This window comes from Bradyrhizobium sp. USDA 4503 (assembly GCF_054055815.1).
Genome location: NZ_JBSRXS010000001.1, coordinates 4185840 through 4209441, shown reverse-complemented (window position 1 = coordinate 4209441; position 23602 = coordinate 4185840). Strand labels below are relative to the sequence as shown.

Here is a 23602-nt window from a genome sequence, read left to right as displayed (position 1 = left end):
ATACCGATTTTGAATGGATCGGCCGGTGTCATTCCACCTTTGCCGCTATTGCCAGGGTTTTGTATTTAGTGTACCAATAGTACAGTTATTAAGGGCGCAGCGTTGCGCCCGGCTGCTCGAGATCGAATGCTGATGACCACGCCGCGCGACTATGAGGTGTTCGAGGCAGGTGATGTGACGCTGCAGGGCGGTGCCGTGTTTCCGCAACTGAGGCTCGCCTACAAGACCGATGGCACGCTGAATGCGGCGCGGGACAACGTCATCCTCTATCCGACGTCGTTTGCCGCACAGCACTCCGACATCGAATGGCTGGTGCAGCCGGGCGGCGCGCTCGATCCCGAGCGCTACTTCATCGTCATCGCGAATCTGTTCGGCAATGGCCTGTCTTCCTCGCCGTCGAATTCGGTCGAGGTGCTCGGCGGCGCGCCATTTCCTGCCTTCACCTATCATGACGCGGTCGCGATCCAGCGGCGGCTGCTGGTCGAGCGGTTCGGCGTGACCAGGCTCGCGCTGGTCTATGGCTGGTCGATGGGCGGCATGCAGGCCTATCACTGGGCCGCGCGGTATCCCGACATGGTCGAGCGCGCGGCCGTGGTCTGCGGCAGCGCGCGGTGCTCGCCGTATAATCATGTGTTCCTCGAAGGTGTGAAGGCCGCGCTGACCGCCGACCCGGCCTACCGGGACGGCCGCTTCGTCAGCAAGCCCGCGGCGGGCCTTCGTGCGATGGGGCGCGTCTACGCCGGCTGGGCGATGTCACATGAGTTCTATCGCGAGGAAGTCTGGCGCGCGGCCGGCTTCAACTCGCTGGAAGACTACCTCGCGGGATCCTGGGACGGTGCCTTCGCGCGGCGCGATGCGAATGATCTGATGGCGCAGATCGCGATCAAGGCGCATGTCCTGCTGATGCCGGGGCGTACCGATCGCTATTTCGACCCGCGCGACAACGAGGCTGAACTCGGCCGCCTGGTCAACGCGCGCTCGGCCGCGCTGCATGCGATTCCGTCGATCCACGGGCACCGGGCCGGCAATCCCGCCAACAACGCCGAAGACCGCGCCTTCATCAACGCCGAAATCTCGGCGCTGCTGCAACGCTGACAGGTGAGACGACCATGAGCACCGCAGAGACCAGTGACGCCGGACCCCGCCTGAAGCCGCTCAGCCCGCTGACCTTGCGCGATTTGTCGACCAAGTCGAACCTTGCCGGCGCGGTGCGCGCGGCAAGCCACTACGGGATGATCGTCATCGTCGGCGCGCTGATCTCCCTGGTCTCATCGCGCTACGGTCTGCCATGGGCGCTGCCGCTGATTGCCGTGCAGGGCTACTTCATCGCATTCCTGTTCATGGTGGTGCATGAGACCGCGCACAAGACGGCGTTCCGCAGTCCAGCGCTCAATCTTGTCGTAGGCAATCTGTCCGCCTTCATGATCGGACTGCCCTACCGGTATTACTGCCTGTTCCACTGGGACCATCATCGCTACACGCAGGATCCGGAGAAAGACCCGGAGCTGATCGTCGGCCCCAAGCCCGCGTCGGACACCCAGCTCGCGATCGCCTATTCGGGACTGCTGCAGGTGTTGGTTCGCATCCGCCTGATGTTTTGGCATGCACTCACCGGAAAGGTGGTCGTGCCGTGGATTCCGGAGCACAAGCGCGCCTCGATCGTGCTGGAGGCGCGGCTCTATCTCGCGGGCTATCTGCTGTTGCTCGCGGCCTCGTTCGCGCTGCACAGTGCGATCCTGCTGTGGGTGTGGATCGTGCCGCTCCTGGCCGGTCAGCTCATCCTGCGCCCCTATCTCTATGCCGAGCACACCGGCTGCGAGCGGACGCGGAGCGCGTTCGAGAACACGCGCACAACGATGACCAGCAGGATCATGAAATGGTTCGCCTGGAACATGCCTTACCATGTCGAGCACCACGCCTATCCCACGGTGCCGTTCCATGCGCTGCCGAAGCTGAACGCTATCGTCGATGGCCACATCGTGTATCGCGGCAGCAGTTACCGGGCCGTCACGCGCGAGACCTGGGTCTGGTTCCGCCGTCAGCGCCAACGCTCTGCTTGATAGTCAAGCGTCCGTGCGCGGCCGCAGCACCAGATTGACGAGATTGCGGGCGTAGGCCGGCGTCAGCGGCTTGATGCCGAAGACGTAGCGGTAGAACAGGCTGCCGTAGATTGCGTCATAAATATCGCCGGGTACGCCCGGTGCGCCGATGCTGCCGTCCTTCTGGCCGGCGGCGATGATCTCCAGCATCTTGCTGCGGCGCAGGCCGAGGTAACGCTCGTAGAACAGTTCTGCCGTGCTGGTCTTCGAGATGCATTCCGAGATCACGGCAAGCTGCACGCGGCCGAACTCGCCCTGCAACGCCTCGACATAGGTTGCAACGTGGCGGCGGATGCGGGCCACCGGACTGCCGGTTTCGGGCAGCGGCACGGCCCGCGAGGCCTGGTCGAGGAAGGCATCGATCAGCAAGGCTTCGCGCGACGGCCACCATTTGTAGATCGTCATCTTCGAGACGTTGGAATGCCTGGCGATCGCGTCGATGGTGGTCGCGGCGAGGCCGGTCGTCGCCATCAGCTGATAGGCGCCTTCCAGGATCGCGGCCGTGGTCGCGGCGGAGCGCGGCCGCCCGCGCCGCCCCGTTGCCGCTTCCTCTGTCTGCGTCTTGCCGCTAGCCATGGCCGGACTTCGCGTCCTGCGTCTTTCAATCATTGCGCTGCATGCGGGCATAGCATGAAATCGCGCTCGGTTTCAGATCGTCGCCGTCGCTGATAGTGTACAACGCGCAGGCCAGAGCTTGCGTGCGGCACATTGCCCTCGCTCTGTCCAGCTCAGCCGCCGATCCAACAGGAGTGTCCCCGTGAAGGCCGTCTACAGTGATCTGCACCGCAGCCATGATCCGCAATTCTTCCTGGTCCGCGGTGTGGTCCAGCGTACCACCGAACAGCCCGAACGCGCCGACCGCCTGCTGGCGGGCCTGAAGGCCGGCAAGCACACGCTGATCGAGCCGACCAGGTTCGGGCAGGGGCCACGGGCGCGCGTGCACAGTCCGGAATATCTGAGCTTTCTCGCGGACGCCTGGGACGAATGGTCGGCGCTCGGCAATGCCGGACCGGAGATGATCGCGAACATCCACCCGGTGCGCAATGCCGGCACGTACCCTGCTCATATCGTCGGCAAGCTCGGCTGGCACACGATGGACACCGCAGCCCCGATCGGTCCCGGCACCTGGGCCGGCGCCTGCGCCGCGAGCGACGTGGCGGTCACCGCCGCGCAGATGGTGCTCGACGGCGAGGACGCTGTCTACGCGCTTTGCCGCCCGCCCGGTCACCACGCCTATCGCGACCTCGCCGGCGGCTTCTGCTTCCTCAACAACAGCGCGATCGCGGCCGAGCATCTGCGCCAGAAGCATGAGCGCGTCGCGATCCTCGACGTCGACGTGCATCACGGCAACGGCACGCAGGGCATCTTCTACGAGCGGCCGGATGTCTTCACCGTCTCGATCCACGCCGATCCGTCGTTCTTCTACCCCTTCGTCTGGGGCTATGCGCATGAGCGCGGCGCCGCAGGTGGCCTCGGCACCAATCTCAACATTCCCCTCGCCAAGGGCACCGGTGACGACGACTACATGAAGGCGCTCGCGGTGGCGGAGAAGGCGATCCGCTCCTTCGCCCCGACCGCGCTCGTGGTCGCGCTCGGTCTCGACGCCTCCGAGAAGGACCCGCTCGCCGGTCTCGCCGTCACCACCGACGGCTTCCGTCGTATCGGCGAGGGACTGGCCCGATTCGGACTGCCGACGGTGCTGGTGCAGGAGGGCGGCTATCTCTCCGACATCCTCGGCGCCAATCTGACGGCAGTGCTCGGCGGGTTTGAGGCCGCGCGCTAGCGCGGCTTCGGGCGAGGTGGCGACCGGTCCGCGCGAACAAAGCCCGTCAAGGCCGGAATCCGGAGCATCGGCCTTGATTGGTCAAAGCCGATGCCCCGGCCGCGAGGCGCGCAACAGAACGTCGTGGACTTGCGTGTCCGCAACCAAAATCACATCATGCCGTTAGTATTCGGCGCTGGCTTATGATTCTGCCTGGCGACTTCAGCCGGCCAGGTGGACAGCAACGCGAGGACGGCCATGAGTGACCTGCTTCGCATCGCCATCGTCGGCTATGGCGAGATCGCGTGCCGGCAGCACGTGCCTGCGATCGCGAAGACGTCAGGCGTGGCTCTCGTTGCGGTGGCCGATCCCGTCAAGACCCCGCCCGGCCTGCCGCATTTCCGTGATTTGCAGGAGTTGTTGCGCGACGGGCCGGAGATCGACGCGGTCGCGCTGTGTACGCCACCGCAGATGCGCCACGCGCAGGCCGCCGCCGCGCTCGCCTCGGGCAAGCACGTGCTGCTGGAGAAGCCGCCGGGCACGACGTTAAGCGAACTCAAGCCGCTGATCGCGGCCGCGCAGGAGGCGGGTCGGACATTGTTTGCCACATGGCATTCACGCTATGCGGCCGCGGTCGGTCCTGCGCGGCAATTGCTCGCGAGACGCACCATCAACAAGGTCACCATCATCTGGAAGGAAGACGTGCGCGTCTGGCATCCGGGTCAGGCCTGGATCTTCGAGGCGGGTGGCTTCGGCGTGTTCGATCCCGGCATCAACGCGCTGTCGATCCTGACCGAGATCCTGCCGCGTGCGGTCTTTGTCAGGAGTGCGGCGTTGGACTTTCCGTCCAATCGGGAGGCGCCGATTGCGGCAGAGATCGAACTCTCCGACGCGAGCGGCTTGCCAATCCACGCCGAATTCGATTTCCGCCAGACCGGATCGCCGAGCTGGGACATCCTGTGCGAAACCGAGGCCGGGCCTGTGACGCTGTCGAAAGGTGGAAGGCAGCTGCGCGATGGCGGCAGGCTGGTGGTCGATGCGCCAGATGAGGAATATCCCGCGCTGTACCGCCGTTTCGTCGCGCTGACCTCGGAAGGAAAATCCGATGTCGACCTCGCGCCCTTGCAGCTTGTCGCCGATAGCTTCATGTTCGGACGACGGCGCCTCGTCGAGGCGTTCGAGGACTGACAATGACATCAGCCAGCATCGGTCGCGCTCCCTTCGGCAAATTGCACGACGGCACCGTGGTCGAGCGCGTGATCTTGCGCGGCGAACACGGTTTTGAGGCCGCCATCCTTCCGTTCGGCGCCACGCTGCAGGCGCTGTTTGCGCCGGATCGTGACGGGCATTGCGACGACATCGTGCTTGGCCACGAGGAACTCGACGGCTATCTCGCACAGCGCAAATTCTTCGGCGCGACGATCGGGCGCTATGCCAACCGGATCGCCGGCGCGCGTTTCGTGCTCGATGGCGAGACCGTGCAGCTCGACGCCAACAACGGTCCCAACGCGCTGCACGGCGGGGTGCAGGGCTTTGATCGCAAGCTGTGGCGGATCGTCGAACTATCGGATGATCCGGCGCCGACGCTGGTGTTGGAGCGCGAGAGCCCGCATGGCGAGGAGGGCTATCCGGGCAATCTCGCGGCGCGCGTGACCTATCGCGTGCGCAGTCCGATGGAGCTCTCGGTCACCTACGAGGCGACGACCGACCGGCCGACCTGCCTCAATCTCACCAACCATAGTTTCTTCAATCTCGAGGGCGCGCGCTCGAGCATGCAGATCCTCGATCACCGGCTGACGATCGTCTCCGACCATCTCCTCGCGGTGGATGCCACGGCGATCCCGCTCCACGAACCGCCGCGGCCGGTCGACGGCACGCCGTTCGACTTCCGCAAGCCTACAGCCATCGGCGCGCGGATCAGGATGAATGACGAGCAGCTGCGGCTCGGGCGCGGCTATGACCACAATTTCTGTCTGGCCAAGGGGGCGGGCCTTTGCCTTGCTGCGCGCCTCGAGGCGCCGCACAGCGGCCGCGTGATGGAGCTGTTCACCGATCAGCCGGGACTGCAGTTCTATTCCGGCAATTTCCTCGACGGCTCGACCGCCGGCAAGGGCGATCGTCTGTACCGGCAATCCGACGCGCTCTGTCTCGAGCCGCATGCCTGGCCGGATACGCCGAACCGGCCCGACTTCCCCTCGGCGCGGCTCGATCCAGGACAGCTCTATCGGCGCAGCATCGTCTACCGCTTCTCAACCGCGTGAGTGACGCCATGACCGACCGTGCCGCCGAGCCGCTGATGGAAGAGGTGCCGACATCGGTGCTGTCGGCGGAGCGTTGCCATCTCGGCGAAGGCCCGACCTATGATGCGGCGACCGACACCGCCTGGTGGTTCGATATCCGCGAGCGCCGCCTGTTCGAGCATCGATTTGCAGGTGGCCGCACCGTCATCCACGGATTGCCGAAAATGGCGAGTGCATTGGCGCGGATCGACGGCGAGCGGCAGCTGATCCTTGCCGAAGATGGACTTTATGTACGGCACGTTGCAGACGGCCGCCTGGAGCTGTTCGCTGCGCTGGAGGCCGACAATCCGCTGACGCGCTCCAACGACGCGCGTGTGCATCCGTCGGGCACGTTCTGGCTCGGCACCATGGGGCGCCATGCCGAGCAGGGTGCCGGCGCGATCTATGCGCTGCACCGGGGCCGCATCGTGCGACTCTATCCCGGGATCACCATCCCGAATGCGATCTGCTTTTCGCCCGCGGGCGACATCGGCTATTTCGCCGATACCGCAACCAATGTGCTGCATCGCGTGCCGCTCGATCCATCAACAGGACTGCCGACCGGTGAACCCATCGAATTGATCAGGCATCAAGGCAGCGGCGGCCTCGACGGCGCGATCGTCGATGCCGACGGCCTGATCTGGAACGCGCGCTGGGGTGGCGGTCGCGTCGACGTTTACGATCCCGCCGGCCGGCATCTGCGTTCGCTGCGCGTACCCGCGAGGCAATCGAGCTGCCCGGCATTCGTCGGCCGCGACTTCTCGCGCGTGCTGGTCACTTCGGCCTGGCAGGACATGGATGAGGCGCAGCGTGCGGCCGATCCCGAGCATGGCAGGACGTTCCTGCTCGAGGCCGCCGCGCGCGGTCGGGCAGAGCCTGACGTCAAACTATCCTGACGGATGGGTGCCGCGCGGCGTTGTTGACGCGACCGGATTATTTGGACGATAGTACAAATATGGTCCGCAAACCTGCCAGGTCTGACGTGAAGGCCGCCAGCGCCCGCAAGCCGAACATGCGCGAGGCGATCCTCGCCGCGGCGGAGGAATTGTTCTCGACCTACGGCTTCAACGCCGTCTCGGTACGCGACATCGCGCAGGCCGCCGGCGCCAATCCGGGCAGCGTGACCTATCATTTCAGGACCAAGGACGGCCTGCTGCTGGAAATCTATCGGCGCCATTGCGGCCCGATGAACCGCCGGCGCTCCGAGCTTTTGGCGGCGGCGCGGCGGGTGCGCGATCTGCAGGACCGGCTGGAGGCGATCGTGCGCGCCTATGTGTTGCCGGCCTTTACGTCCGGCAGCGATCTTGCCGGCGGCGGAACGCGGTTCACGCGATTGCGCGCGATCATGTCGGCCGAGGGCAATGAGGTCGTGCGCAAGATCATCGCGCAGACCTTCGACGACACCAGTCATGCCTTCATCGACGCGATTCATGAAAGCCTGCCGCATATTCCGCGTACCGATCTGGTCTGGCGCAGCCACTTCCTGCTCGGCGCGCTCTACTACACGCTGGTGACGCCGGAGCGCGTCTCGCGCCTGTCGCGCGGCAGCGCCGACGGCTCCGATGCCGGCCACGCCATCGAGGAACTGGTGCGCGCCACCGTTGCCGCGTTGCAGGCCGCGCCGCTCGACGAAGGGGCGCCCCGCAAGATCCCGGGCGCGAATCCGGGCCGAGTGGTGACCTGAACGTCCGGAGCTTGTCGCGATGGAGAAACTTCGGCTGCGCGCCGTGCTCGGCAATCATCCGCACATCCGGGCGGTGAAGAACGGTGAGCTTCGCTCCGAGCTGTTCGATCTCGACTTCAAAGAATTCACGCCGACCAACGCCGCGTTCAAGCCGATGGTGCGCGAGCAGGCCTTCGACGTCTGCGAGATGGCGATCGTGACCTATCTGATGGCAAGGGCGCACGGCAAGCCGCTGGTGCTGCTGCCGGCGGCGATGGTCGGCCGCTTCCAGCACGGCCATGCGCTCTATCGCGCCGACCTCGGTACGCTTGAGCCGGCCGATCTCGAAGGCAAGCGGGTCGGCATCCGCTCGTTCACGACCACGACCGGGGCATGGATGCGCGGCATCCTTGCCAATGACCATGGCGTGAACCTCGACAGGATCAACTGGGTCACGTTCGAGGATCCACATGTTGCGGAATATGTCGACAGCACCGAGCGCGCGCCGAAAGGCAAGACAATCGTCCAGATGCTGGGGGACGGCGAGGTCGACGCCGTGCTGGGCGAGACCTCCAGCGATCCGGAGCTCAAGCCGCTGTTCGCCGATCCAGCCGCAGAGGCGTCCCTGTAGTATGCGCGGCACGGCGTGGTGCCGGTCAATCATCTGGTGGTGGTGACATCGCAGCTTGCGGCGTCGCGGCCGGATGTGGTGCGGAGCCTGTACGATCTGCTCAAGCGCGGCAAGGCTGAGGCCGGCCCGCCCGGCATGCCGGACCTGCTGCCGTTCGGCGTTGCGGCGAACCGCAAGCCACTCGAATTGATGATCGACTATTGCGTGCAGCAGGCGTTGATCCGCCGGCGCGTCACGGTCGACGAGCTGTTCGACGACACAACACGGGACCTGAACTGATGACAATCTCCGGCGATCCGCGGCAATGGCAGGTCGGCATGCTCGGCTATGGCGAGGTCGGTCGCATCCTTGCCGAGGATCTGCGCCAGCAGGGCGTGAGGGTTTCGGCCTACGACATCAAGCTTGACCGCGAACAGGGCGCGGCGCTGCGCGCACACGCGGTGGAGATCGGCGTCGAACTCGCGCAATCCCATGCCGTTCTTGCGGCGCGGGCCGATTTCATCATCTCGGCGGTGACGGCGAGCCAGGCGGTGCCGGTGGCCGCGGCCTGCGCGCCCGGGATCCGGAGCGGGGTCTGGTTTCTCGATTTCAACTCGGCCTCGCCCGGCGCCAAGCAGCGCGCGGCGGCGCACATCGACGGCGCCGGTGGCCGCTATGTCGAAGGCGCGGTGATGACTTCGCTGCCGCCGTACCGGATCAGGGTGCCGCTGCTGCTCGGCGGCCAAGGCGCGCGGGAGCTGGCGCCGCTGCTGGTCGCGCTCGGTTTTGCGGCGAAGGTCGCAAGCGACGAGCTTGGCGTCTCCTCGGCAGTCAAGATGTGTCGCAGCATCATGATCAAGGGGCTGGAGGCCATGGTGATCGAGAGCTTCACCACCGCGCGCGCCTATGGCGTCGAGGATGCGGTGCTCGCCTCGCTCAAGGAGACCTTTCCGTCGATCGACTGGGAGAAGCAGGGCGCCTATTTCTTTCAGCGGGTGATCGAGCACGGCCGGCGGCGCGCCGAGGAGGTGCGCGAGGTGGCGGAGACCGTGCGCGAGGCCGGGCTGACGCCGTGGTCTGCCTCCGGCACCGCCGAGCGGCAGGGCTGGATCGCCGATCTTGCCGATGAGGGCGTGTTCGGACCCAGGGGAACGCCGGACTTCGCCCGCAGCGCCGACTGGCGTACCGAGGCCGACCGGATTCTCGCGCGCATCAAGTCGTAAGGTCTCGCCCGGAGAATCCGCCGCGTTCCCTGCCGACGCGCAATGCGCTATTGCTCCATGAACAGTTTGTTCTGGAGGCACTCCCATGAAGAATTCCGGCAAGGTCGTCGCCATCACGGGGGCGGCACGCGGCATCGGCAAGGCCTGCGCGGCGCGCTTCCTGTCCGACGGCGCCAGGGTCGTCATCTCGGATGTCGACGCTGCAGGGCTGGTCCACACCGCCCAGGAGCTCGGACATATCGATCAGTTGCGGGCCGTCGAGGCCGACGTCAGCAAGCGCGCCGATGTCGATCGCATTGTCGCGACCGCGGTGAAGGAGTTCGGCCGGCTCGACGTCATGGTCAACAATGCCGGCGTCGCGCGCAACCGCGACTTCCTCGACATCAGCGAGGCCGAATTCGACGACGTGATGGGCATCAACCTCAAGGGCGCGTTCTTCGGCGTCCAGGCTGCGGCGCGCCAGATGATCGCGCAGGGCGGTGGCGGCGTCGTCGTCAACATGTCCTCGGTCAACGCGCTGCTCGCGATCCCCTCGCTCGCGACCTATGCGATGTCCAAGGGCGCGATGAAGCAGCTCACCTCGGTCGCCGCCGTGGCGCTGGCGCCGCACGGTATTCGCGTCGTGGCGGTCGGACCCGGCACGATCCTGACCGAGATGGTGGCAACGGCGATCTTCTCGTCGGAGGATGCGCGGCGCAGCGTGCTGTCGCGGACGCCGGCCGGCCGCTGCGGCGAGCCGAGCGAGGTCGCCTCCGTCGTGGCATTCCTTGCCAGCGACGATGCCTCCTACATCACCGGCCAGACCATCTATCCCGACGGCGGGCGGTTGATCCTGAACTACACGGTCCCGGTCAGCGAGAAGAAGTAGCGGGCAGGTTCAATCGCGAGCACACTGCCAAAATATCGAAAACAACCCCATGCAAAGGAGCCGGCCGGCGGCCGGCCTTCGACCAGGCGACTTGACGCGTCGGGCAAATCGGGGCTATTATTCCATTATTCAGAAATCGTGCGATCGTCATCCGGCGTCATCACCCGCGCATGCGCATGCGGGTGATTCAGTATTCCAGAGGCGGTCGTGCTTGAGCCGATGGGCCGCGGCGTACTGGTTCGCCCGGTTGAACCGGGCGATGACCGGTGAGGATGAGGACGCCGCTACCGGCCCTTGAACTGCGGCTTGCGCTTCTCCATGAAAGCATTGCGGCCTTCGCGGAAATCCGCGCTGTCCATGCATTCGATGCCGACCTGCTTGATCGCCGCCATGTCGCGATCGGCGGGATCCTTCAGCACCTGCGCGATGGTGATCTTGGCGGCTTTGATCGCCAGCGGCGCGTTGCCCGAAATGGTGCGCGCGATCTCCATGGTCGCGTCCCAGAGCTCGTTGTCCGGCAGCACGCGATCGACGAGGCCGATCCGCAGCGCCTCGGCGGAATCGATCCGCATGCCCGTATACATGATCAGCCGCGCCCAGGACGGCCCGACCAGCGACACCAGATGGCGCAGCCCGTCATAGCCATAGGCGATGCCGAGCTTGGCCGCGGGAATGCCGAACTGGCCGCTGGCGCCGGAGATGCGGATATCGGTCAGCATCGCGACCTGCATGCCGCCGCCGAGGCAGAAGCCGCGGATGCAGGCGATGGTCGGCTTCGGATAGTCGGCGAGCAGGGTGCGCTGGGCGGCGCTGCGCCGTGAATATTCCTCGGAGGCCTCGGCGTTGTGCCTTGTCTTCTCGAACTGGCTGATATCGGCGCCCGATACGAACGCCTTGTCGCCGGCGCCGACCAGGATCACGACGCGGACAGCCGGATCGTCGCGCAACGCCGTCAGCGCCTCGCCAAGCCCCTCCCACATCTCCAGCGACATCGCATTGCGCTTGTCGGGATTGTTGAAGGTGATGACGCCGACACCGTCGACGACGTCCTGCAGGATCTTGCCGTCGGCAAGCGATTTGTTTGACATGTTGAGCCTATGAGGGTCCGGACCGATCGAGCGAAGGCTAGCACCCGGCCGACAGCCGGGGCAGGCGGTTTGGAGCACGGCGCGATTGCATTGCCGGGCGGCAACTCTCCCGGCAGTTGTACGGTTCGCAAAATAAACCGCCGCGAAACGGTTGCGCCATAGAGTGCGCCGCCGACGCTCCGTCCCGGTTTAACTTTTTCCTAGTTTTTCGACGGTATGGCTGTACGCACCTGCGCGCCAGGACCATTCCGCCACGCGCTGGGATGCGTGCCGCAGCTGCCCGCTACCATCGCGTCGGTAGCGGACTTCCCCACCACCGGACCGGCAGTGAAGCCGGTCAATCCCGACCTCCGTGCACTCACATCGCCTCGGGCGAGGTTCAGTCGTGTCCGTCGAAAAGTTTCTCAAGCAACGCGCGGTCAAGATCACCGTCAATGGCAGCTACACGTTGCCGAACTGGTACGATGCCCAGGGCAAATTGCGCACCTTCGCCTGCCGCACGACGCGCGTCTCGCCGTTCCGGATGATCGTGGACGTGCCCGTCGTCGGCAAGGTCGGCGACCGGCTGACTTCGTATTTCGAGGAGTTCGGCAAATTCGAGGGCTGCATCACCGACACGATGAGCGGCAGCTTCCTGCTCGAGCTCGAGATGACGCATGCCATGCGTGAGAAGTTCGCCGACAAGCTGACCTGGATCGAGAAGAAGCAAAAGGATCCGAGCATCCGCGAGGCGCGCAACAACCCGCGTTTCGTTCCCGTCGCGCCGCATGCCATGTTGACGCTGGCGGACGGCACCATGCAGAGCTGCTTCATCATCGACATGTCGCTGTCCGGCGCGGCGGTCTCCTCCGAGGCGCAGCCGCCGGTCGGCATGCCGCTTGCGATCGGCGCCTGCGTCGGGCGGGTGGTCCGGCATCTGCCGAACGGCTTCGCCATCAAGTTCGTCGAGACCTACAAGCAGAGCGAACTGGCCCGCCTGATCTCGCGCAAATCCAAGGAATTGCAGCAAGCGTCGGCCGACGGGAACCCTGTCGCCTGACGGCCGGGATCCGCCGGCTCCCTAGGTCAGCTGTTCCGGGTCTTCGGCCGCGCGCATCCGCGAGATAGTGTGCTCGGTTGCATTTGGACCGGCCGCCGCGATCGCGATCTCCCGCGCCAAATTGGTGCATTCGGCCCACATCAGGAAGAACACCAGCGGTGGCCGTTCGCGCGCTTCCAGCAGTTGCCGGCAACGCTCGGCCGCGCCGTCGATCGCCCACCACTGTTGGGCGACCACCATGACCCTGCGGAAGCTCCGCAACGTGCCGGAAAATTTTTGCGGATCGGCGCCCACGAGCGCGCCGCAATGGTTCAGCCAGTTCAGGCCAGCGTAGATCGCAATCCCGTAGTCTTCGATCGCGGTGCCGGTGAAATCGACGACGGTCTTGTCGTGCGCGCGCTGGCGCAGGAAAGCATCGATCATCTCCGCCTGGCGGGCCGGATCGACCAGCAGCGAGATGTCCTGCCGCGGCACCATCGGGACATAGCGCATCGCTTCAAGCCGCGTGTGCTCCCAGATCGCACTGATGTCGCCGAGCAGATCGCCGGACTTGCGTTTGCAGGCCGGATAGACCAGCACGCCATTGTCGGCGAGATCGAGATAGCGCGGGACCACCTTGTCGAGCGCGGCGACAAACGCCAATGGATCGGTAAGGCCGCGCAAGTCGCTGGCGGCGTCCTCCGCTTGTGCAGGCTTGTTGCCGCGTGTCCAGCCGAAATTGGCCATCCCCGGACGCCCTGATCTCAACCCGGCTATCAGGTTAGTTGGAAAATGCGGCGAAGCAAATGCGGCATTTGCTGCTACGCCGCCGTGCGTGCCCGCCGCTGCCGGTTGACGCGAGAGACCGCCGCGCCTAGCTGATGGTTAATGGCGCAACGCAGGTTGTTGCCGCTTTCGGGACCTATCGCCATGACCGCTTCTGATTGGCAATCGCATTGGCAGACTGTCTATCTGACCAAGGGAGAGCAACAGGTGAGCTGGTCGCAGGCCGATCCGCAGCCATCGCTGCGCCTGATCGAAACGGTTGCGCCCGGCCGCGACGCCTCGATCGTCGACGTCGGCAGCGGAGCTTCGCGACTTGTCGATGCGCTGCTGGCGAGCGGCTTTCATGATGTGACCTTGCTCGATCTCTCTGAAGCGGCACTGGCGAACGCGCGGGAGCGGATCGGCGCAGCAGGTGACGCGGTGCACTGGATCGTAGGTGACGCAACGGTCTGGCAGCCGCAGCAGACCTTCGACATCTGGCACGATCGCGCGGCGTTTCACTTCCTGGTCGAGGAACCAGACCGTGCAGCTTATCTCGACCGGCTGCATCGCGGCGTCAAAGCAGGCGGGCACGCCGTGATCGGCACCTTCGCGCTGGATGGCCCGGAGAAGTGCAGCGGCCTGCCGGTGCAGCGCTATGACCCCGCGACGCTCAGCAGGACCATTGGTCCGGCATTCGAGTTGATCGCGCATGAGGCGCACCGGCACGTCACGCCCTGGGGCGCGACGCAGTCGTTCCAGTTCAGTGTGCTGCGGCGCAAGTGACCGGCCGCGGAGGGAGAGGTGAGATGACGGACGCGCCACGGATGATCGGCGAGATCGCGAGCTACCACGCCCATGTCTATTACGACCCCGCGGCCAGCCGGGACGAGGCGGAGCGGCTGCGCAACTGGATCGGCGAGCGCTTTCTGGTCACGCTCGGACGCTGGCACGACGTCAAGGTCGGCCCGCACGATCAGGCGATGTATCAGGTGGCGTTTGCGGCCGAGTTGTTCCCGACCCTGGTGCCGTGGCTGATGCTGAACCACGGCAGCCTAAGCATCCTGGTCCATCCCAACACCACCAATCCGCGCCGCGACCACCACGACGATCCGCTCTGGATCGGCACGCCGCTCGCCGTCCACGCCGACAAGCTGCCCGAAGAGGCGGAGATGGAGCAGGCGCCGACGCCGAACACGTCGCCGACACTGCGTCCCTGAGCGTCGCGGCTGTTGCGTAAAGTTTGACGCAATTGTGCTGCAGCCAAGTCGTTTCAAACTCATCGCGTTTTGCAACGTGAGGTTAAGTCACCATTCCTAGGCTACCCGATAAATTTCAGGGTCGGGGCGCATTGGGCATGTTCTTTTCGTTTCGAAGCTGGTCGTTGTGGCGGGTGGTGGGACCGCTGCTGGCCATCGTGTTGCTGCTGGGCGGCCTGTCGACGGGCAGCCTGCAGGTGATGTCCGCGGTCAGGGCCTATGTGGCCGGCGAAAGCATGTGGTCGAAGGGGCAGAAGGACGCCATCCACTACCTGCAGACCTATGTCAGCACCGGTGCGCCGATCTATCTGCAGAAGTTCGATGCCGCGATCGCGGTGCCGCTGGCCGATCGCACGGCGCGGCGCGCGCTGGAAGCGCCGGGCGACAATGACGCGGTGGCGAGGGCCGGCTTCGCCAGGGCAGGTAATCATGATGACGACATCGGCGGCCTGATCTGGCTGTTCAAATATTTCCGCACGATGCACCACGTGGCCGGCGCGGTGACGGCATGGCGCAATTCGGATGCGCTGCTCGATCAGCTGATTGAAATCCGGAACGAGGCGGCGAGCGACGTCGCGCTGCACGATCCGTCGGCTGCGACCATCAGGCATTGGGCCGAACGGATCGGTACGGTTGATGCGGCGCTGAGCACGCTCGCCGTCGATTTCTCCGATCATCTGGGCAAGGCGTCGCGTCAGGTCTCCGCGCTGCTGCTGCTGGTCAACCTCGTGATCGCGGCCTGCCTTGCCGGCATCGTGCTGGTCCATACGCGGCGGATGCTGTGGCGGCGCTGGCTTGCCGAGACCGCGCTCGCGGTCGAGAAGGAGCGCGCCCAGCTCACGCTGGCGTCGATCGGCGATGCCGTCATCGTGACGACGCAGGACGATCGGGTCGACTACATGAACGCCGCCGCGCAGCGGCTCATCGCGGCAGGGCAGGAGGTGACGGGACGGCCGCTGTCGTCGCTGTTCAACATTGCCGAACAGCCGGTGCGCGGATCGTTCGACGCCGACGACGAAAGCCGGCCGCAGCTCCTGGTGCGGCCGGACCACTCCAGCGTGCCGGTCTCGGTGGTCGAGACCCCGATCGTGTATGCCGGAGAACCGGCCGGCCGCGTCATGATCATTCACGACATGACCGCCGAGCGGCGGCTGGTCGAGGAATTGGCGCGGGCTGCCTCGCATGACGCGCTCACCGGCCTTGCCAACCGCCGGCAGTTCGAGTTCGAACTGCACAAAGCGATGTCGGGCTCGCCGGCCGTCGGCGCCGACCTGATGCTGATCGATCTTGATCAGTTCAAGATCGTCAACGACACCTGCGGCCACATGGCGGGCGACCGGTTGCTGAAGCAGGTGGCGAGGCTGCTGGCGACCGAAGTCGGCAGCAGCGGCCTCGTCGCGCGTCTTGGCGGCGACGAGTTCGGCATTCTCCTGCGTGACGACGGCTCCGCGACGCACGACGTCGCTGCCGACGTTGCGGAGCGGGTCAGGGCGGTGATCGAGCAGTCGAACTTCATTTATGAGGGATCGAGCTTCCGGATCAGCGCGAGCATCGGCCTGGTCGGGCTGGCCGACAGCGCCGGCGTGCAGGACGCGTTGCGGCTTGCCGACGTTGCCTGTTTCCTTGCCAAGGACAAGGGACGCAATCGCGTCCAGGAGCACCGCCCGTCCGACACCGGCATGGCCGTGCGCGTTGCCGAGATGAGCTGGGTCAATCGCATTCGCAAGGGACTGGATGAGGGGCGCTTCTGCCTCTACGAGCAGGAGATCCGCCCGGTGAACGGCGTGCTGAAGGGCAACGACCGGCGCGAGCTCTTGCTGCGCCTGCGCGACGAGAGCGGCGCGCTGGTGCCGCCCGGCAGTTTCCTGCCCGCCGCCGAACGCTACGGGCTGATGCCGCTGATCGACCGCTGGGTGGTTCGCCGCGCCTTCGAGATCATCGCCGAGCGCAAGCACCAGCCGCGCAAGATTGCGAGCTACGCCATCAACCTGTCCGGCGCCACCATCGGCGACAGCGACTTCGTCGACTTCGTCGCCGGGCTGTTCGCGCAGCTTGACGTTTCGCCGGCATCGGTGTGTTTCGAGATCACCGAAACCAGCGCAATCTCGAACCTCGACGAGGCGCAGAAGTTCATCGCGCGGCTGCGCGAGATCGGCTGCAGCTTCTCGCTCGACGATTTCGGCACCGGCATGTCCTCGATCGCCTATCTGAAGCACCTGCCGGTCGACATCATCAAGATCGACGGTTCGTTCGTGAAGGAGATCCTGAACAGCAAGGTCGATCGGGCGATGGTCGAGATGATCACCAAGACCGCGAAGATCATGCAGAAGCAGGTGGTCGCGGAATTTGTCGAGAACCTCGCGATCCTGGACGAGCTGCGCCAGATCGGGGTCGATTACGCCCAGGGTTACGCCATCGGGAAGCCGGTCCCGGTGCTCACTCTCTGGGAAGAAAAGATCGCCTGAGCCGCCGAAATCGTCCCGAATCGGGACATTTTCGGTCAATTCAGCCCGCCCAAGGCTGATTCTCTGGCACTTTCCATCCGAAAAACGTTTAAAAAACCTCTCGTTGTGCGCTTTGTCTCGATTATGCCTTACTCTAATTCCCTGATATGATGAGTGATCGGTGAATCCCGGTGGGCCGGGTAACAGGCCCCAGAGCACCGAACTTGGGGATTGATGGGTCAACGAACGACGAAACCTGCCCGGCGCAAGTCGAGCCGCGGCATGTCTCTGGTGGGCAGCACGGCGTTTGCCGTGAGCGCGCTTGCCCTGTCGTCTGGCCTTGCCGCCTGGATGGTCGGCATCGACCCCACCGCATGGCTTCACGGTCCGGCGCTCGCCAACACCACCGCCTCGCTGAACTTCGACGATCGCTTCGGCTCTCGCTCCACGATCAATTCGGCCTCACTCTATTATCCACTGCGCCGCGGGTTCCGTTCGAGCCGCGGCGATTTCAATTCCGAGTTCGGCCAGATCGAGGACGCGCTGTCCGGCCAGCTGCGCGACACGCAGACCGAACTGCCGACCAGCCAGTCGGCGACGGCGTCCGTCGCCGCCACGACCACAGCGACGACGTCCACCGTGCCGATGCCGCGGTCGCGGCCGGCCGAGGCCAATCTGCTTGCGCGTAACGATCAGCCGCCACCGCCACAGGCGCCGGTGCAGCAGGGCGACAACCGGACGTTCCTGCAGAAGATTGCCGACATGATGCCGGGCAAGATGCAGCTGGCCTCGCTCGATCCGAATGACGGATTGTTGTCCGGTCCGAGCCCCGATCTCGGCAAGCTCGGCTATGACAGCACCACGGCGGTCTACGACATCACCGGCCGCGTCGTGTACATGCCCGACGGCACCAAGTTCGAGGCGCATTCAGGCCTCGGCAATCTGCTCGACGACCCGGCGCATGTGAATGCCCGCAACGCCGGCGCGACGCCGCCCGGCATCTATGAGATGAAGCCGCGCGAGAAGCTGTTCCACGGCGTGCCCGCGCTGCGCATGACCCCGGTCGATGGCAGCGACACGTTCGGGCGCGTTGGCCTCTTGGTCCACAGCTACATGCTCGGACCGAATGGCGACTCCAACGGCTGCATCTCGGTCAAGCACTACGACAAGTTCCTGCAGGCCTACCGCAGCGGCACGATCAAGCGCATCGCCGTCGTCATCAACATCAAGGATGTTCAGTCGGCCTCGACCCGCGCGGCGTCGAACTCGTAGGCCGCGCGCCGGCGCCTCCGGCAAATTGCGCAGGCTCTTGCAGAGTCCAACCTTCGATCCGCTGACCGCCTCCAGCGCGGCCTGGTTGCTTCTTCCATCGTCTCGGAAAATTGCACCACGTTGTCGCCAGCTCTCCCTGGAGGCGGCGCCGGCTTGATTGTCTTCCCGACACGGTGCAATTATGTATACTGAAAATCGGACATAAATACCCTGATACCTCGTATTTGCCTATTTTGCGAACACGATGTATACATAGCGTATTCATAAACGCTGAGAGGCGGACCAGTGCCAAAACCCTTTCCAATGAACGCATGGTACGCGGCCGGCTGGGATGCCGAGATCAAGCACGCGCTGTTGCCGAGGACGATCTGCGGAAAGCATGTCGTGATGTACCGGAAGGGCGACGGCGAGATGGTGGCGCTGGAGGATGCCTGCTGGCACCGCCTCGTGCCGCTCTCCAAGGGCCGGCTCGATGGCGATGCCGTGGTCTGCGGCTATCACGGCTTGAAATACAATGCGCAGGGCCGCTGCACCTTCATGCCCTCGCAGGAGACGATCAATCCGTCGGCCTGCGTCCGCGCCTATCCCGTCGTCGAGCGCCACCGCTTCATCTGGCTCTGGATGGGGGATCCCGCGCTTGCCGACCCGGCGCTGGTGCCAGACATGCACTGGAACCACGACCCGGCCTGGGCCGGCGACGGCAAGACCATTCACGTCAATTGCGACTATCGCCTCGTCGTCGACAATCTGATGGACCTGACGCACGAGACCTTCGTGCACGGCTCGAGCATCGGCAATGATGCGGTCGCCGAGGCGCCGTTCGACGTCACCCATGGCGAGAAGACGGTCACCGTAACGCGCTGGATGAAGGGCATCGAGGCGCCGCCGTTCTGGGCCAAGCAGCTGCAGAAGCCGGGCCTGGTCGATCGCTGGCAGATCATCCGCTTCGAAGCGCCGTGCACCGTCAACATCGACGTCGGCGTCGCGCCGGCCGGTTCGGGCGCGCCGGAGGGCGATCGCTCGCAGGGCGTCAACGGCTATGTGCTGAACACGATCACGCCCGAGACCGAGAAGACCTGCCATTACTTCTGGGCGTTCGTCCGCAATCACCGCATTACCGAGCAGCGGCTGACTAGCGAAATCCGCGACGGCGTCGCCGGCATCTTCCATGAGGATGAGATCATCCTGGAAGCGCAGCAGCGGGCGATGGACGAGAATCCGGACCGGGTGTTCTACAATCTCAACATCGACGCCGGCGCAATGTGGGCACGGCGCGTCATCGACCGCATGGTGGCGAAGGAAAATCCGCCGCAGCAGCTGCAGGCTGCCGAGTAGACGAGGGGCGAGCCCATGGCGGAACGCGAGACCGATCGTTCAGTGTCGCAGACCGTGCGGGCGCAGCTTGCGCTGCGCGACCTCGTTCTCTCCGGCGGCCTGCGGCCCGGCGAGCGGATCTCGGAGCTGCAGGCGGTCGAGTTCACCGGGGTGTCGCGCACGCCGGTGCGGATGGCGCTGGTCCGGCTGGAGGAGGAAGGCCTGCTGGAGCCGATCCCTTCCGGCGGCTTCATGGTCAAGGCATTTTCCGAGCGCGACATTCTCGATTCGATCGAGCTGCGCGGCACGCTGGAGGGACTGGCCGCGCGCTTCGCCGCCGAGCGCGGCGTCTCGTCGCGCGATCTCGAGCCGCTGAAGGAATGCCTCAACGAGATCGACGGCCTGGTGCGGCAGGATCCGATTTCGGTCGAAGCCTTTTCGTCCTATGTCGCGCTCAATGCGCGCTTCCACGCGCTGCTCACCGAGCTGTCGCGCAGCCCGCCGCTGATCCGGCAGATCGACCGCGCCTCGGCGCTGCCATTCGCCTCGCCGAGCGGCTTCGTGATGGCGCAATCGGCGTTGCCCGAGGCGCGTCAGATCCTGCTGATCGCGCAAGATCACCATCGCATTGTGGTCGACGCCATCGAGAACCGCGAGGGCGCGCGCGCCGAGGCGATCATGCGCGAGCATGCAAGGCTTGCGGCACGCAATCTGCGGCTGGCGTTACGCAACCGCAGCCATCTCGATCTGCTGCCGGCGCTGGCGCTGATCAATTCGGCAGCCGGCTGAGCGGAGAACGCCATGCGATTCATCGAGACCTGGACATCCGCCACGCTGCTCGCCGCGCGCGACCTCACGCCCGGCATCCGTGAATTCCTGCTGCGGCCGGATAACTTTACGGGTGCGCCCTATCCGGTCGGCAGCCATATCGATGTCGGTGTCACCATCGAAGGCCAGCCGCAGACCCGCTCCTATTCGCTGGTCGGCGAAGTCGATCCGCAGGGCTACCGGATCGCAGTTCGGCGCGCAGCGGATTCCCGCGGCGGCTCGCGCTACATGTGGTCGCTCGCGCCGGGCGTGCGGCTCAACATCACGCTGCCGACCTCGCTGGTGCAGCTCGACTGGACGCGGCGGCAGTTCTGCCTGATCGCGGGCGGCATCGGCATCACGCCGCTCGTCGGTGCGGCACAGGCGCTCGCCCGCCGCGACGCCGGCGTGACGCTGCACTATGCCGTGCGCACGCGCGGCGATGCGGTCTATCTCGATATGCTTGAGCGTGCGCTCGGCGACCGCCTCACCGTTCATGCCGGCGACGAAGGCAGGCGGCTCGACCTCGAGCGCGTCTTTGCGGCGCTACCGCAGGACACGATGACACTGTTCTGCGGCCCGATGCGGATGCTGGACGCGGCGCGGCGCGCCTGGGAGGCATCCGGCCGCCCGCTCTCCGACTTGCGCTACGAGACCTTTGGATCGAGCGGGCTGCTGCCGACCGAGCCGTTCCGCGTGCGGCTCAGGGGCGAGGGGACTGAGCTGGGGACCGAGTTCGTCATCCCGCGCGACCGGTCGATGCTGGACGTGCTCAACGAAGCCGGTCATGAGGTGATGAGCGACTGCCGGCGCGGTGAATGCGGGGTCTGCGCGCTCGACGTGGTCGATGTCGACGGCGAGATCGACCATCGCGACGTCTTCTTCAGTGACCATCAGAAGCGGGAGAGCCGCAAGATCTGCGCCTGCGTCTCGCGTGCCCGCGGCACCATCACGGTCGACACCCTGCATCGGTCGGACGCGCCCTGACGAGCCGAGCGGCGCTACGCCGCGTGCACCGAGTGCTGCGGATCGTGATCGAGCAGTGCGGAGATCTCGCTGCCTGACATCGGCCGCCCGATCAGATAGCCCTGGACCTCGTCGCAACTGGTCTGGCGGAGATATTCGAGCTGATCCGCGGTCTCGACGCCTTCGGCCACGACGCCGATCCGCAGCTCCTGCGCGAGGCCGATCACCGATTTGACGATCGCGGCGCAGTCCGGCTGGGTCAGCATGTCCCGGATGAAGGATTGATCGATCTTGATACGGCTGAACGGCAGCTTGCGCAGATAGGTCAGCGACGAGAAGCCGGTGCCGAAATCGTCGAGCGCGACCGTCAGGCCGAGCTCGAGCAGCGCGTGCAGGATCGCGGGCGCTGATCCGTATTTCGAGATCAGCATCGACTCGGTGATCTCGATCTCGAGACGGTTCGGCGCGACGTTCGCCTCGGCCAGCGCGTCGACGATCGTCTGCAGGATGCCGACGTTCTGGAACTGGACCGCGGAGAAATTGACCGCGATCCGGATGTCGTCCGGCCAGCGCGACAGCATCGTGCAGGCGCGACGGATCACCCACTCGCCCAGCTGGTGGATCAGCCCGCTCTCCTCGGCGATCGGGATGAAGACGGTCGGCGGGATCAGGCCGCGGGTCGGATGCTGCCAGCGCAGCAGGGCCTCGAAGCCGGTGACGCGGCCTTTGCGGATGTCGAGGAACGGCTGGTAGACCAGAAACAGCTCGTCCGCCTCGATGGCGTGCTCGAGATCCCGCTGCAGGGCGCGGCGGTCGCGCGCCGACCGGTCGTCGCTGGCCTCGAAGAAGCAGATGGTGCCGGGCGCGGATTTCTTCGCCCGGTAAAGCGCGATGTCGACGTGCTTGAGCAGGTCGTGGGACGTGCTGCCGTCCCGCGGCGCCAGCACGATGCCGATGCTGATCGTCCGGTTGACCTCCAGCCCATCGATCGGGAACGGGTCGGCAAAGGCCGCGACGAACCGTTCGGCGATTGCAAACGCGTCCTCGGGCCGCGTCAGATTGGACATGATCAGCGCGAACTCGTCGCCGCCGATCCGTGCGACATGTTCGGCCGCGCGCGTGCAACGCTGCAACCGGGCGGCCACCTGCACCAGGAACTCGTCGCCCGCCGGATGGCCGAACCTGTCGTTGACCTCCTTGAAGCGATCGAGATCGAGCAGCAGCACCGCGAATTCTTCGCCCGACCGCGCCAGCCGGTTCAGTGCGCTGTTGAGCGCTTCATTGAAGGCGACGCGGTTCGGCAGATGCGTCAGCGGATCCTGCCTCACCGTCCGTTCGGCCTCGTGCTGGGCGATGATCCGCCGCCTGAACTCGAACGCGTTGACGAACACGCCGCGCAGCAGCACCGAACCGTAGACCAGCACCAGCACGGCCATCAGGAGGTAGACGAAATCGCCGTCCCGGCCGAGGCAGATCGCGGTGCCGACGAAGATCGGCGCGGTGAACGCAATCGCGGCGATCGGGATGGTGGAGAACGCGAAGGCGCCGCCGGCCAGCATGCCGGCGCACAGGCAGGTGATGACGAGCTGGGCGCCGCTCGATGCGTTCGCGAAGAAGGCGACGGGGACGACGCCCCAGGTCGTCCCGAGCGCCAGCGCATTGCGCACCAGCCGGTACATGGTTCGGCGCGACACGAATTGCGGCTTGGCGATGCGGCGCGATGCCCGCGCCTGCAGGCCGAAGAACAGCGCCGCGCTGCCCACCGCGACCGCCCACACCAGCGCAAAGGCCCAGTCAGGCGATTGCCACAGCGCAATCGCGAGCACCAGCGCGTTGCAGGCGTTGGCCAGCATGATGCCGAAGGAATAGCCGAGCACCAGCGAGACCTGTTCGGCGCGGATGTGGCCGGCAAGCGCTTCATCCGTCGGCGGTGCACCGAAGGCCGCGAGGTCGCCGGCGAACAGGGTCGCGAAATATGATCTCAGATGGGTACGCATCACTACGTTGCCTGCCCGGTTTGGCCATGGCGCCGTGGCGAAGAATTCTCTGCAAACCTTTGACAAACTATGAACTATTGGAACGGACCGTGCCGCGGCGGGCCGCTCCTTCGGTTCCACCGGCGGGCATTGCTAACAAATCGATACAAATGCGTGACGCGGGGTCAC

At 65.5% G+C, this 23602-nt stretch carries 23 protein-coding genes; 19 read left to right on the top strand and 4 right to left on the bottom strand.

Annotation, left to right across the window (positions count from 1 at the left end):
* The first annotated feature begins 132 nt into the window (after positions 1–132).
* Together ACVMIH_RS20435 and ACVMIH_RS20430 are read left to right on the top strand one after the other, a co-directional pair.
* The gene (locus ACVMIH_RS20435; RefSeq protein ID WP_456866526.1) at positions 133–1095 is read left to right on the top strand and encodes an alpha/beta fold hydrolase; all 963 of its coding nucleotides are present in this window, start codon (positions 133–135) and stop codon (positions 1093–1095) included.
* Between the two features lie 14 nt (positions 1096–1109).
* The gene (locus ACVMIH_RS20430; RefSeq protein ID WP_057016913.1) at positions 1110–2060 is read left to right on the top strand and encodes a fatty acid desaturase; all 951 of its coding nucleotides are present in this window, start codon (positions 1110–1112) and stop codon (positions 2058–2060) included.
* Positions 2061–2063: 3 nt separating this feature from the next.
* On the opposite strand, the gene ACVMIH_RS20425 is transcribed toward ACVMIH_RS20430, so the two are convergent.
* Positions 2064–2675: a TetR/AcrR family transcriptional regulator gene (locus ACVMIH_RS20425; RefSeq protein ID WP_057016914.1), complete on the bottom strand. Its 612-nt coding sequence runs from the start codon at positions 2673–2675 to the stop codon at positions 2064–2066.
* A 181-nt stretch (positions 2676–2856) separates the two neighbouring features.
* Between ACVMIH_RS20425 and ACVMIH_RS20420 the strand changes: the two genes are divergently transcribed.
* The 9 genes from ACVMIH_RS20420 to ACVMIH_RS20380 all read left to right on the top strand — a co-directional run bounded on the left by ACVMIH_RS20420 (position 2857) and on the right by ACVMIH_RS20380 (position 10504).
* Positions 2857–3882 carry a histone deacetylase family protein gene (locus ACVMIH_RS20420; RefSeq protein WP_076826066.1) on the top strand — a complete coding sequence of 342 codons (1026 nt, stop codon included), beginning with the start codon at positions 2857–2859 and terminating at the stop codon, positions 3880–3882.
* Between the two features lie 237 nt (positions 3883–4119).
* The gene (locus ACVMIH_RS20415; RefSeq protein WP_456815360.1) at positions 4120–5049 is read left to right on the top strand and encodes a Gfo/Idh/MocA family protein; all 930 of its coding nucleotides are present in this window, start codon (positions 4120–4122) and stop codon (positions 5047–5049) included.
* A 2-nt stretch (positions 5050–5051) separates the two neighbouring features.
* Positions 5052–6122 (top strand): aldose epimerase family protein, encoded by a 1071-nt coding sequence (locus ACVMIH_RS20410; RefSeq protein WP_456863123.1) that lies wholly within the window; start codon positions 5052–5054, stop codon positions 6120–6122.
* Between the two features lie 35 nt (positions 6123–6157).
* Positions 6158–7036, top strand: coding sequence for an SMP-30/gluconolactonase/LRE family protein (locus tag ACVMIH_RS20405; protein WP_057017013.1), 879 nt, complete (start codon positions 6158–6160; stop codon positions 7034–7036).
* 59 nt (positions 7037–7095) lie between these two features.
* Entirely contained in the window at positions 7096–7824 is a 729-nt protein-coding gene (locus ACVMIH_RS20400; protein ID WP_076826067.1) for a TetR/AcrR family transcriptional regulator, read from the top strand.
* A gap of 19 nt (positions 7825–7843) precedes the next feature.
* Complete coding sequence (locus ACVMIH_RS20395; RefSeq protein WP_244558716.1) at positions 7844–8434, top strand: ABC transporter substrate-binding protein; 591 nt, start codon at positions 7844–7846, stop codon at positions 8432–8434.
* 18 nt (positions 8435–8452) lie between these two features.
* Positions 8453–8713, top strand: a complete 261-nt coding sequence (locus tag ACVMIH_RS20390; protein WP_244558717.1) for a hypothetical protein — start codon at positions 8453–8455, stop codon at positions 8711–8713.
* Between the two features lie 5 nt (positions 8714–8718).
* Entirely contained in the window at positions 8719–9636 is a 918-nt protein-coding gene (locus tag ACVMIH_RS20385) for a DUF1932 domain-containing protein (protein WP_083714926.1), read from the top strand.
* Positions 9637–9721: 85 nt separating this feature from the next.
* Positions 9722–10504, top strand: coding sequence for an SDR family NAD(P)-dependent oxidoreductase (locus tag ACVMIH_RS20380; protein ID WP_028333266.1), 783 nt, complete (start codon positions 9722–9724; stop codon positions 10502–10504).
* A gap of 284 nt (positions 10505–10788) precedes the next feature.
* Here ACVMIH_RS20380 and ACVMIH_RS20375 read toward each other — a convergent pair whose 3' ends face one another.
* Entirely contained in the window at positions 10789–11592 is an 804-nt protein-coding gene (locus ACVMIH_RS20375; RefSeq protein ID WP_229189569.1) for an enoyl-CoA hydratase, read from the bottom strand.
* A gap of 385 nt (positions 11593–11977) precedes the next feature.
* Between ACVMIH_RS20375 and ACVMIH_RS20370 the strand changes: the two genes are divergently transcribed.
* On the top strand, positions 11978–12631 hold the full coding sequence (locus tag ACVMIH_RS20370) for a PilZ domain-containing protein (protein WP_076826071.1): 654 nt from the start codon (positions 11978–11980) through the stop codon (positions 12629–12631).
* A gap of 21 nt (positions 12632–12652) precedes the next feature.
* On the opposite strand, the gene ACVMIH_RS20365 is transcribed toward ACVMIH_RS20370, so the two are convergent.
* The gene (locus ACVMIH_RS20365) at positions 12653–13357 is read right to left on the bottom strand and encodes a hypothetical protein (RefSeq protein ID WP_076826073.1); all 705 of its coding nucleotides are present in this window, start codon (positions 13355–13357) and stop codon (positions 12653–12655) included.
* Between the two features lie 183 nt (positions 13358–13540).
* Here ACVMIH_RS20365 and ACVMIH_RS20360 point away from each other — a divergent pair, with 183 nt between their 5' ends.
* The 7 genes from ACVMIH_RS20360 (at position 13541) to ACVMIH_RS20330 (ending at position 21458) form a co-directional block, all read left to right on the top strand.
* On the top strand, positions 13541–14161 hold the full coding sequence (locus ACVMIH_RS20360; protein WP_076826075.1) for a class I SAM-dependent methyltransferase: 621 nt from the start codon (positions 13541–13543) through the stop codon (positions 14159–14161).
* 23 nt (positions 14162–14184) lie between these two features.
* Positions 14185–14595, top strand: a complete 411-nt coding sequence (locus tag ACVMIH_RS20355; RefSeq protein WP_057016923.1) for a DOPA 4,5-dioxygenase family protein — start codon at positions 14185–14187, stop codon at positions 14593–14595.
* A gap of 137 nt (positions 14596–14732) precedes the next feature.
* Positions 14733–17099, top strand: a complete 2367-nt coding sequence (locus ACVMIH_RS20350; RefSeq protein WP_076826077.1) for a putative bifunctional diguanylate cyclase/phosphodiesterase — start codon at positions 14733–14735, stop codon at positions 17097–17099.
* 261 nt (positions 17100–17360) lie between these two features.
* The gene (locus ACVMIH_RS20345; RefSeq protein ID WP_076826079.1) at positions 17361–18350 is read left to right on the top strand and encodes a DUF2778 domain-containing protein; all 990 of its coding nucleotides are present in this window, start codon (positions 17361–17363) and stop codon (positions 18348–18350) included.
* Between the two features lie 285 nt (positions 18351–18635).
* On the top strand, positions 18636–19685 hold the full coding sequence (locus tag ACVMIH_RS20340; protein WP_194295330.1) for an aromatic ring-hydroxylating dioxygenase subunit alpha: 1050 nt from the start codon (positions 18636–18638) through the stop codon (positions 19683–19685).
* A gap of 15 nt (positions 19686–19700) precedes the next feature.
* Entirely contained in the window at positions 19701–20453 is a 753-nt protein-coding gene (locus ACVMIH_RS20335; protein ID WP_057016927.1) for a GntR family transcriptional regulator, read from the top strand.
* 12 nt (positions 20454–20465) lie between these two features.
* Positions 20466–21458, top strand: a complete 993-nt coding sequence (locus ACVMIH_RS20330; protein ID WP_076826083.1) for a PDR/VanB family oxidoreductase — start codon at positions 20466–20468, stop codon at positions 21456–21458.
* 14 nt (positions 21459–21472) lie between these two features.
* On the opposite strand, the gene ACVMIH_RS20325 is transcribed toward ACVMIH_RS20330, so the two are convergent.
* Positions 21473–23434 (bottom strand): putative bifunctional diguanylate cyclase/phosphodiesterase, encoded by a 1962-nt coding sequence (locus ACVMIH_RS20325; protein ID WP_057016928.1) that lies wholly within the window; start codon positions 23432–23434, stop codon positions 21473–21475.
* Positions 23435–23602: the final 168 nt, after the last annotated feature.

Excerpts from the sequence above, each read along its gene's own strand:
- ACVMIH_RS20435 (WP_456866526.1), top strand. The coding sequence starts at position 133 with ATGACCACGCCGCGCGACTATGAGGTGTTCGAGGCAGGTGATGTGACG.
- ACVMIH_RS20430 (WP_057016913.1), top strand. The coding sequence starts at position 1,110 with ATGAGCACCGCAGAGACCAGTGACGCCGGACCCCGCCTGAAGCCGCTC.
- ACVMIH_RS20425 (WP_057016914.1), bottom strand. The coding sequence starts at position 2,675 with ATGGCTAGCGGCAAGACGCAGACAGAGGAAGCGGCAACGGGGCGGCGC.
- ACVMIH_RS20415 (WP_456815360.1), top strand. The coding sequence starts at position 4,120 with ATGAGTGACCTGCTTCGCATCGCCATCGTCGGCTATGGCGAGATCGCG.
- ACVMIH_RS20410 (WP_456863123.1), top strand. The coding sequence starts at position 5,052 with ATGACATCAGCCAGCATCGGTCGCGCTCCCTTCGGCAAATTGCACGAC.
- ACVMIH_RS20405 (WP_057017013.1), top strand. The coding sequence starts at position 6,158 with ATGGAAGAGGTGCCGACATCGGTGCTGTCGGCGGAGCGTTGCCATCTC.
- ACVMIH_RS20400 (WP_076826067.1), top strand. The coding sequence starts at position 7,096 with ATGGTCCGCAAACCTGCCAGGTCTGACGTGAAGGCCGCCAGCGCCCGC.
- ACVMIH_RS20395 (WP_244558716.1), top strand. The coding sequence starts at position 7,844 with ATGGAGAAACTTCGGCTGCGCGCCGTGCTCGGCAATCATCCGCACATC.
- ACVMIH_RS20380 (WP_028333266.1), top strand. The coding sequence starts at position 9,722 with ATGAAGAATTCCGGCAAGGTCGTCGCCATCACGGGGGCGGCACGCGGC.
- ACVMIH_RS20375 (WP_229189569.1), bottom strand. The coding sequence starts at position 11,592 with ATGTCAAACAAATCGCTTGCCGACGGCAAGATCCTGCAGGACGTCGTC.
- ACVMIH_RS20365 (WP_076826073.1), bottom strand. The coding sequence starts at position 13,357 with ATGGCCAATTTCGGCTGGACACGCGGCAACAAGCCTGCACAAGCGGAG.
- ACVMIH_RS20360 (WP_076826075.1), top strand. The coding sequence starts at position 13,541 with ATGACCGCTTCTGATTGGCAATCGCATTGGCAGACTGTCTATCTGACC.
- ACVMIH_RS20355 (WP_057016923.1), top strand. The coding sequence starts at position 14,185 with ATGACGGACGCGCCACGGATGATCGGCGAGATCGCGAGCTACCACGCC.
- ACVMIH_RS20350 (WP_076826077.1), top strand. The coding sequence starts at position 14,733 with ATGTTCTTTTCGTTTCGAAGCTGGTCGTTGTGGCGGGTGGTGGGACCG.
- ACVMIH_RS20345 (WP_076826079.1), top strand. The coding sequence starts at position 17,361 with ATGTCTCTGGTGGGCAGCACGGCGTTTGCCGTGAGCGCGCTTGCCCTG.
- ACVMIH_RS20335 (WP_057016927.1), top strand. The coding sequence starts at position 19,701 with ATGGCGGAACGCGAGACCGATCGTTCAGTGTCGCAGACCGTGCGGGCG.
- ACVMIH_RS20330 (WP_076826083.1), top strand. The coding sequence starts at position 20,466 with ATGCGATTCATCGAGACCTGGACATCCGCCACGCTGCTCGCCGCGCGC.
- ACVMIH_RS20325 (WP_057016928.1), bottom strand. The coding sequence starts at position 23,434 with ATGCGTACCCATCTGAGATCATATTTCGCGACCCTGTTCGCCGGCGAC.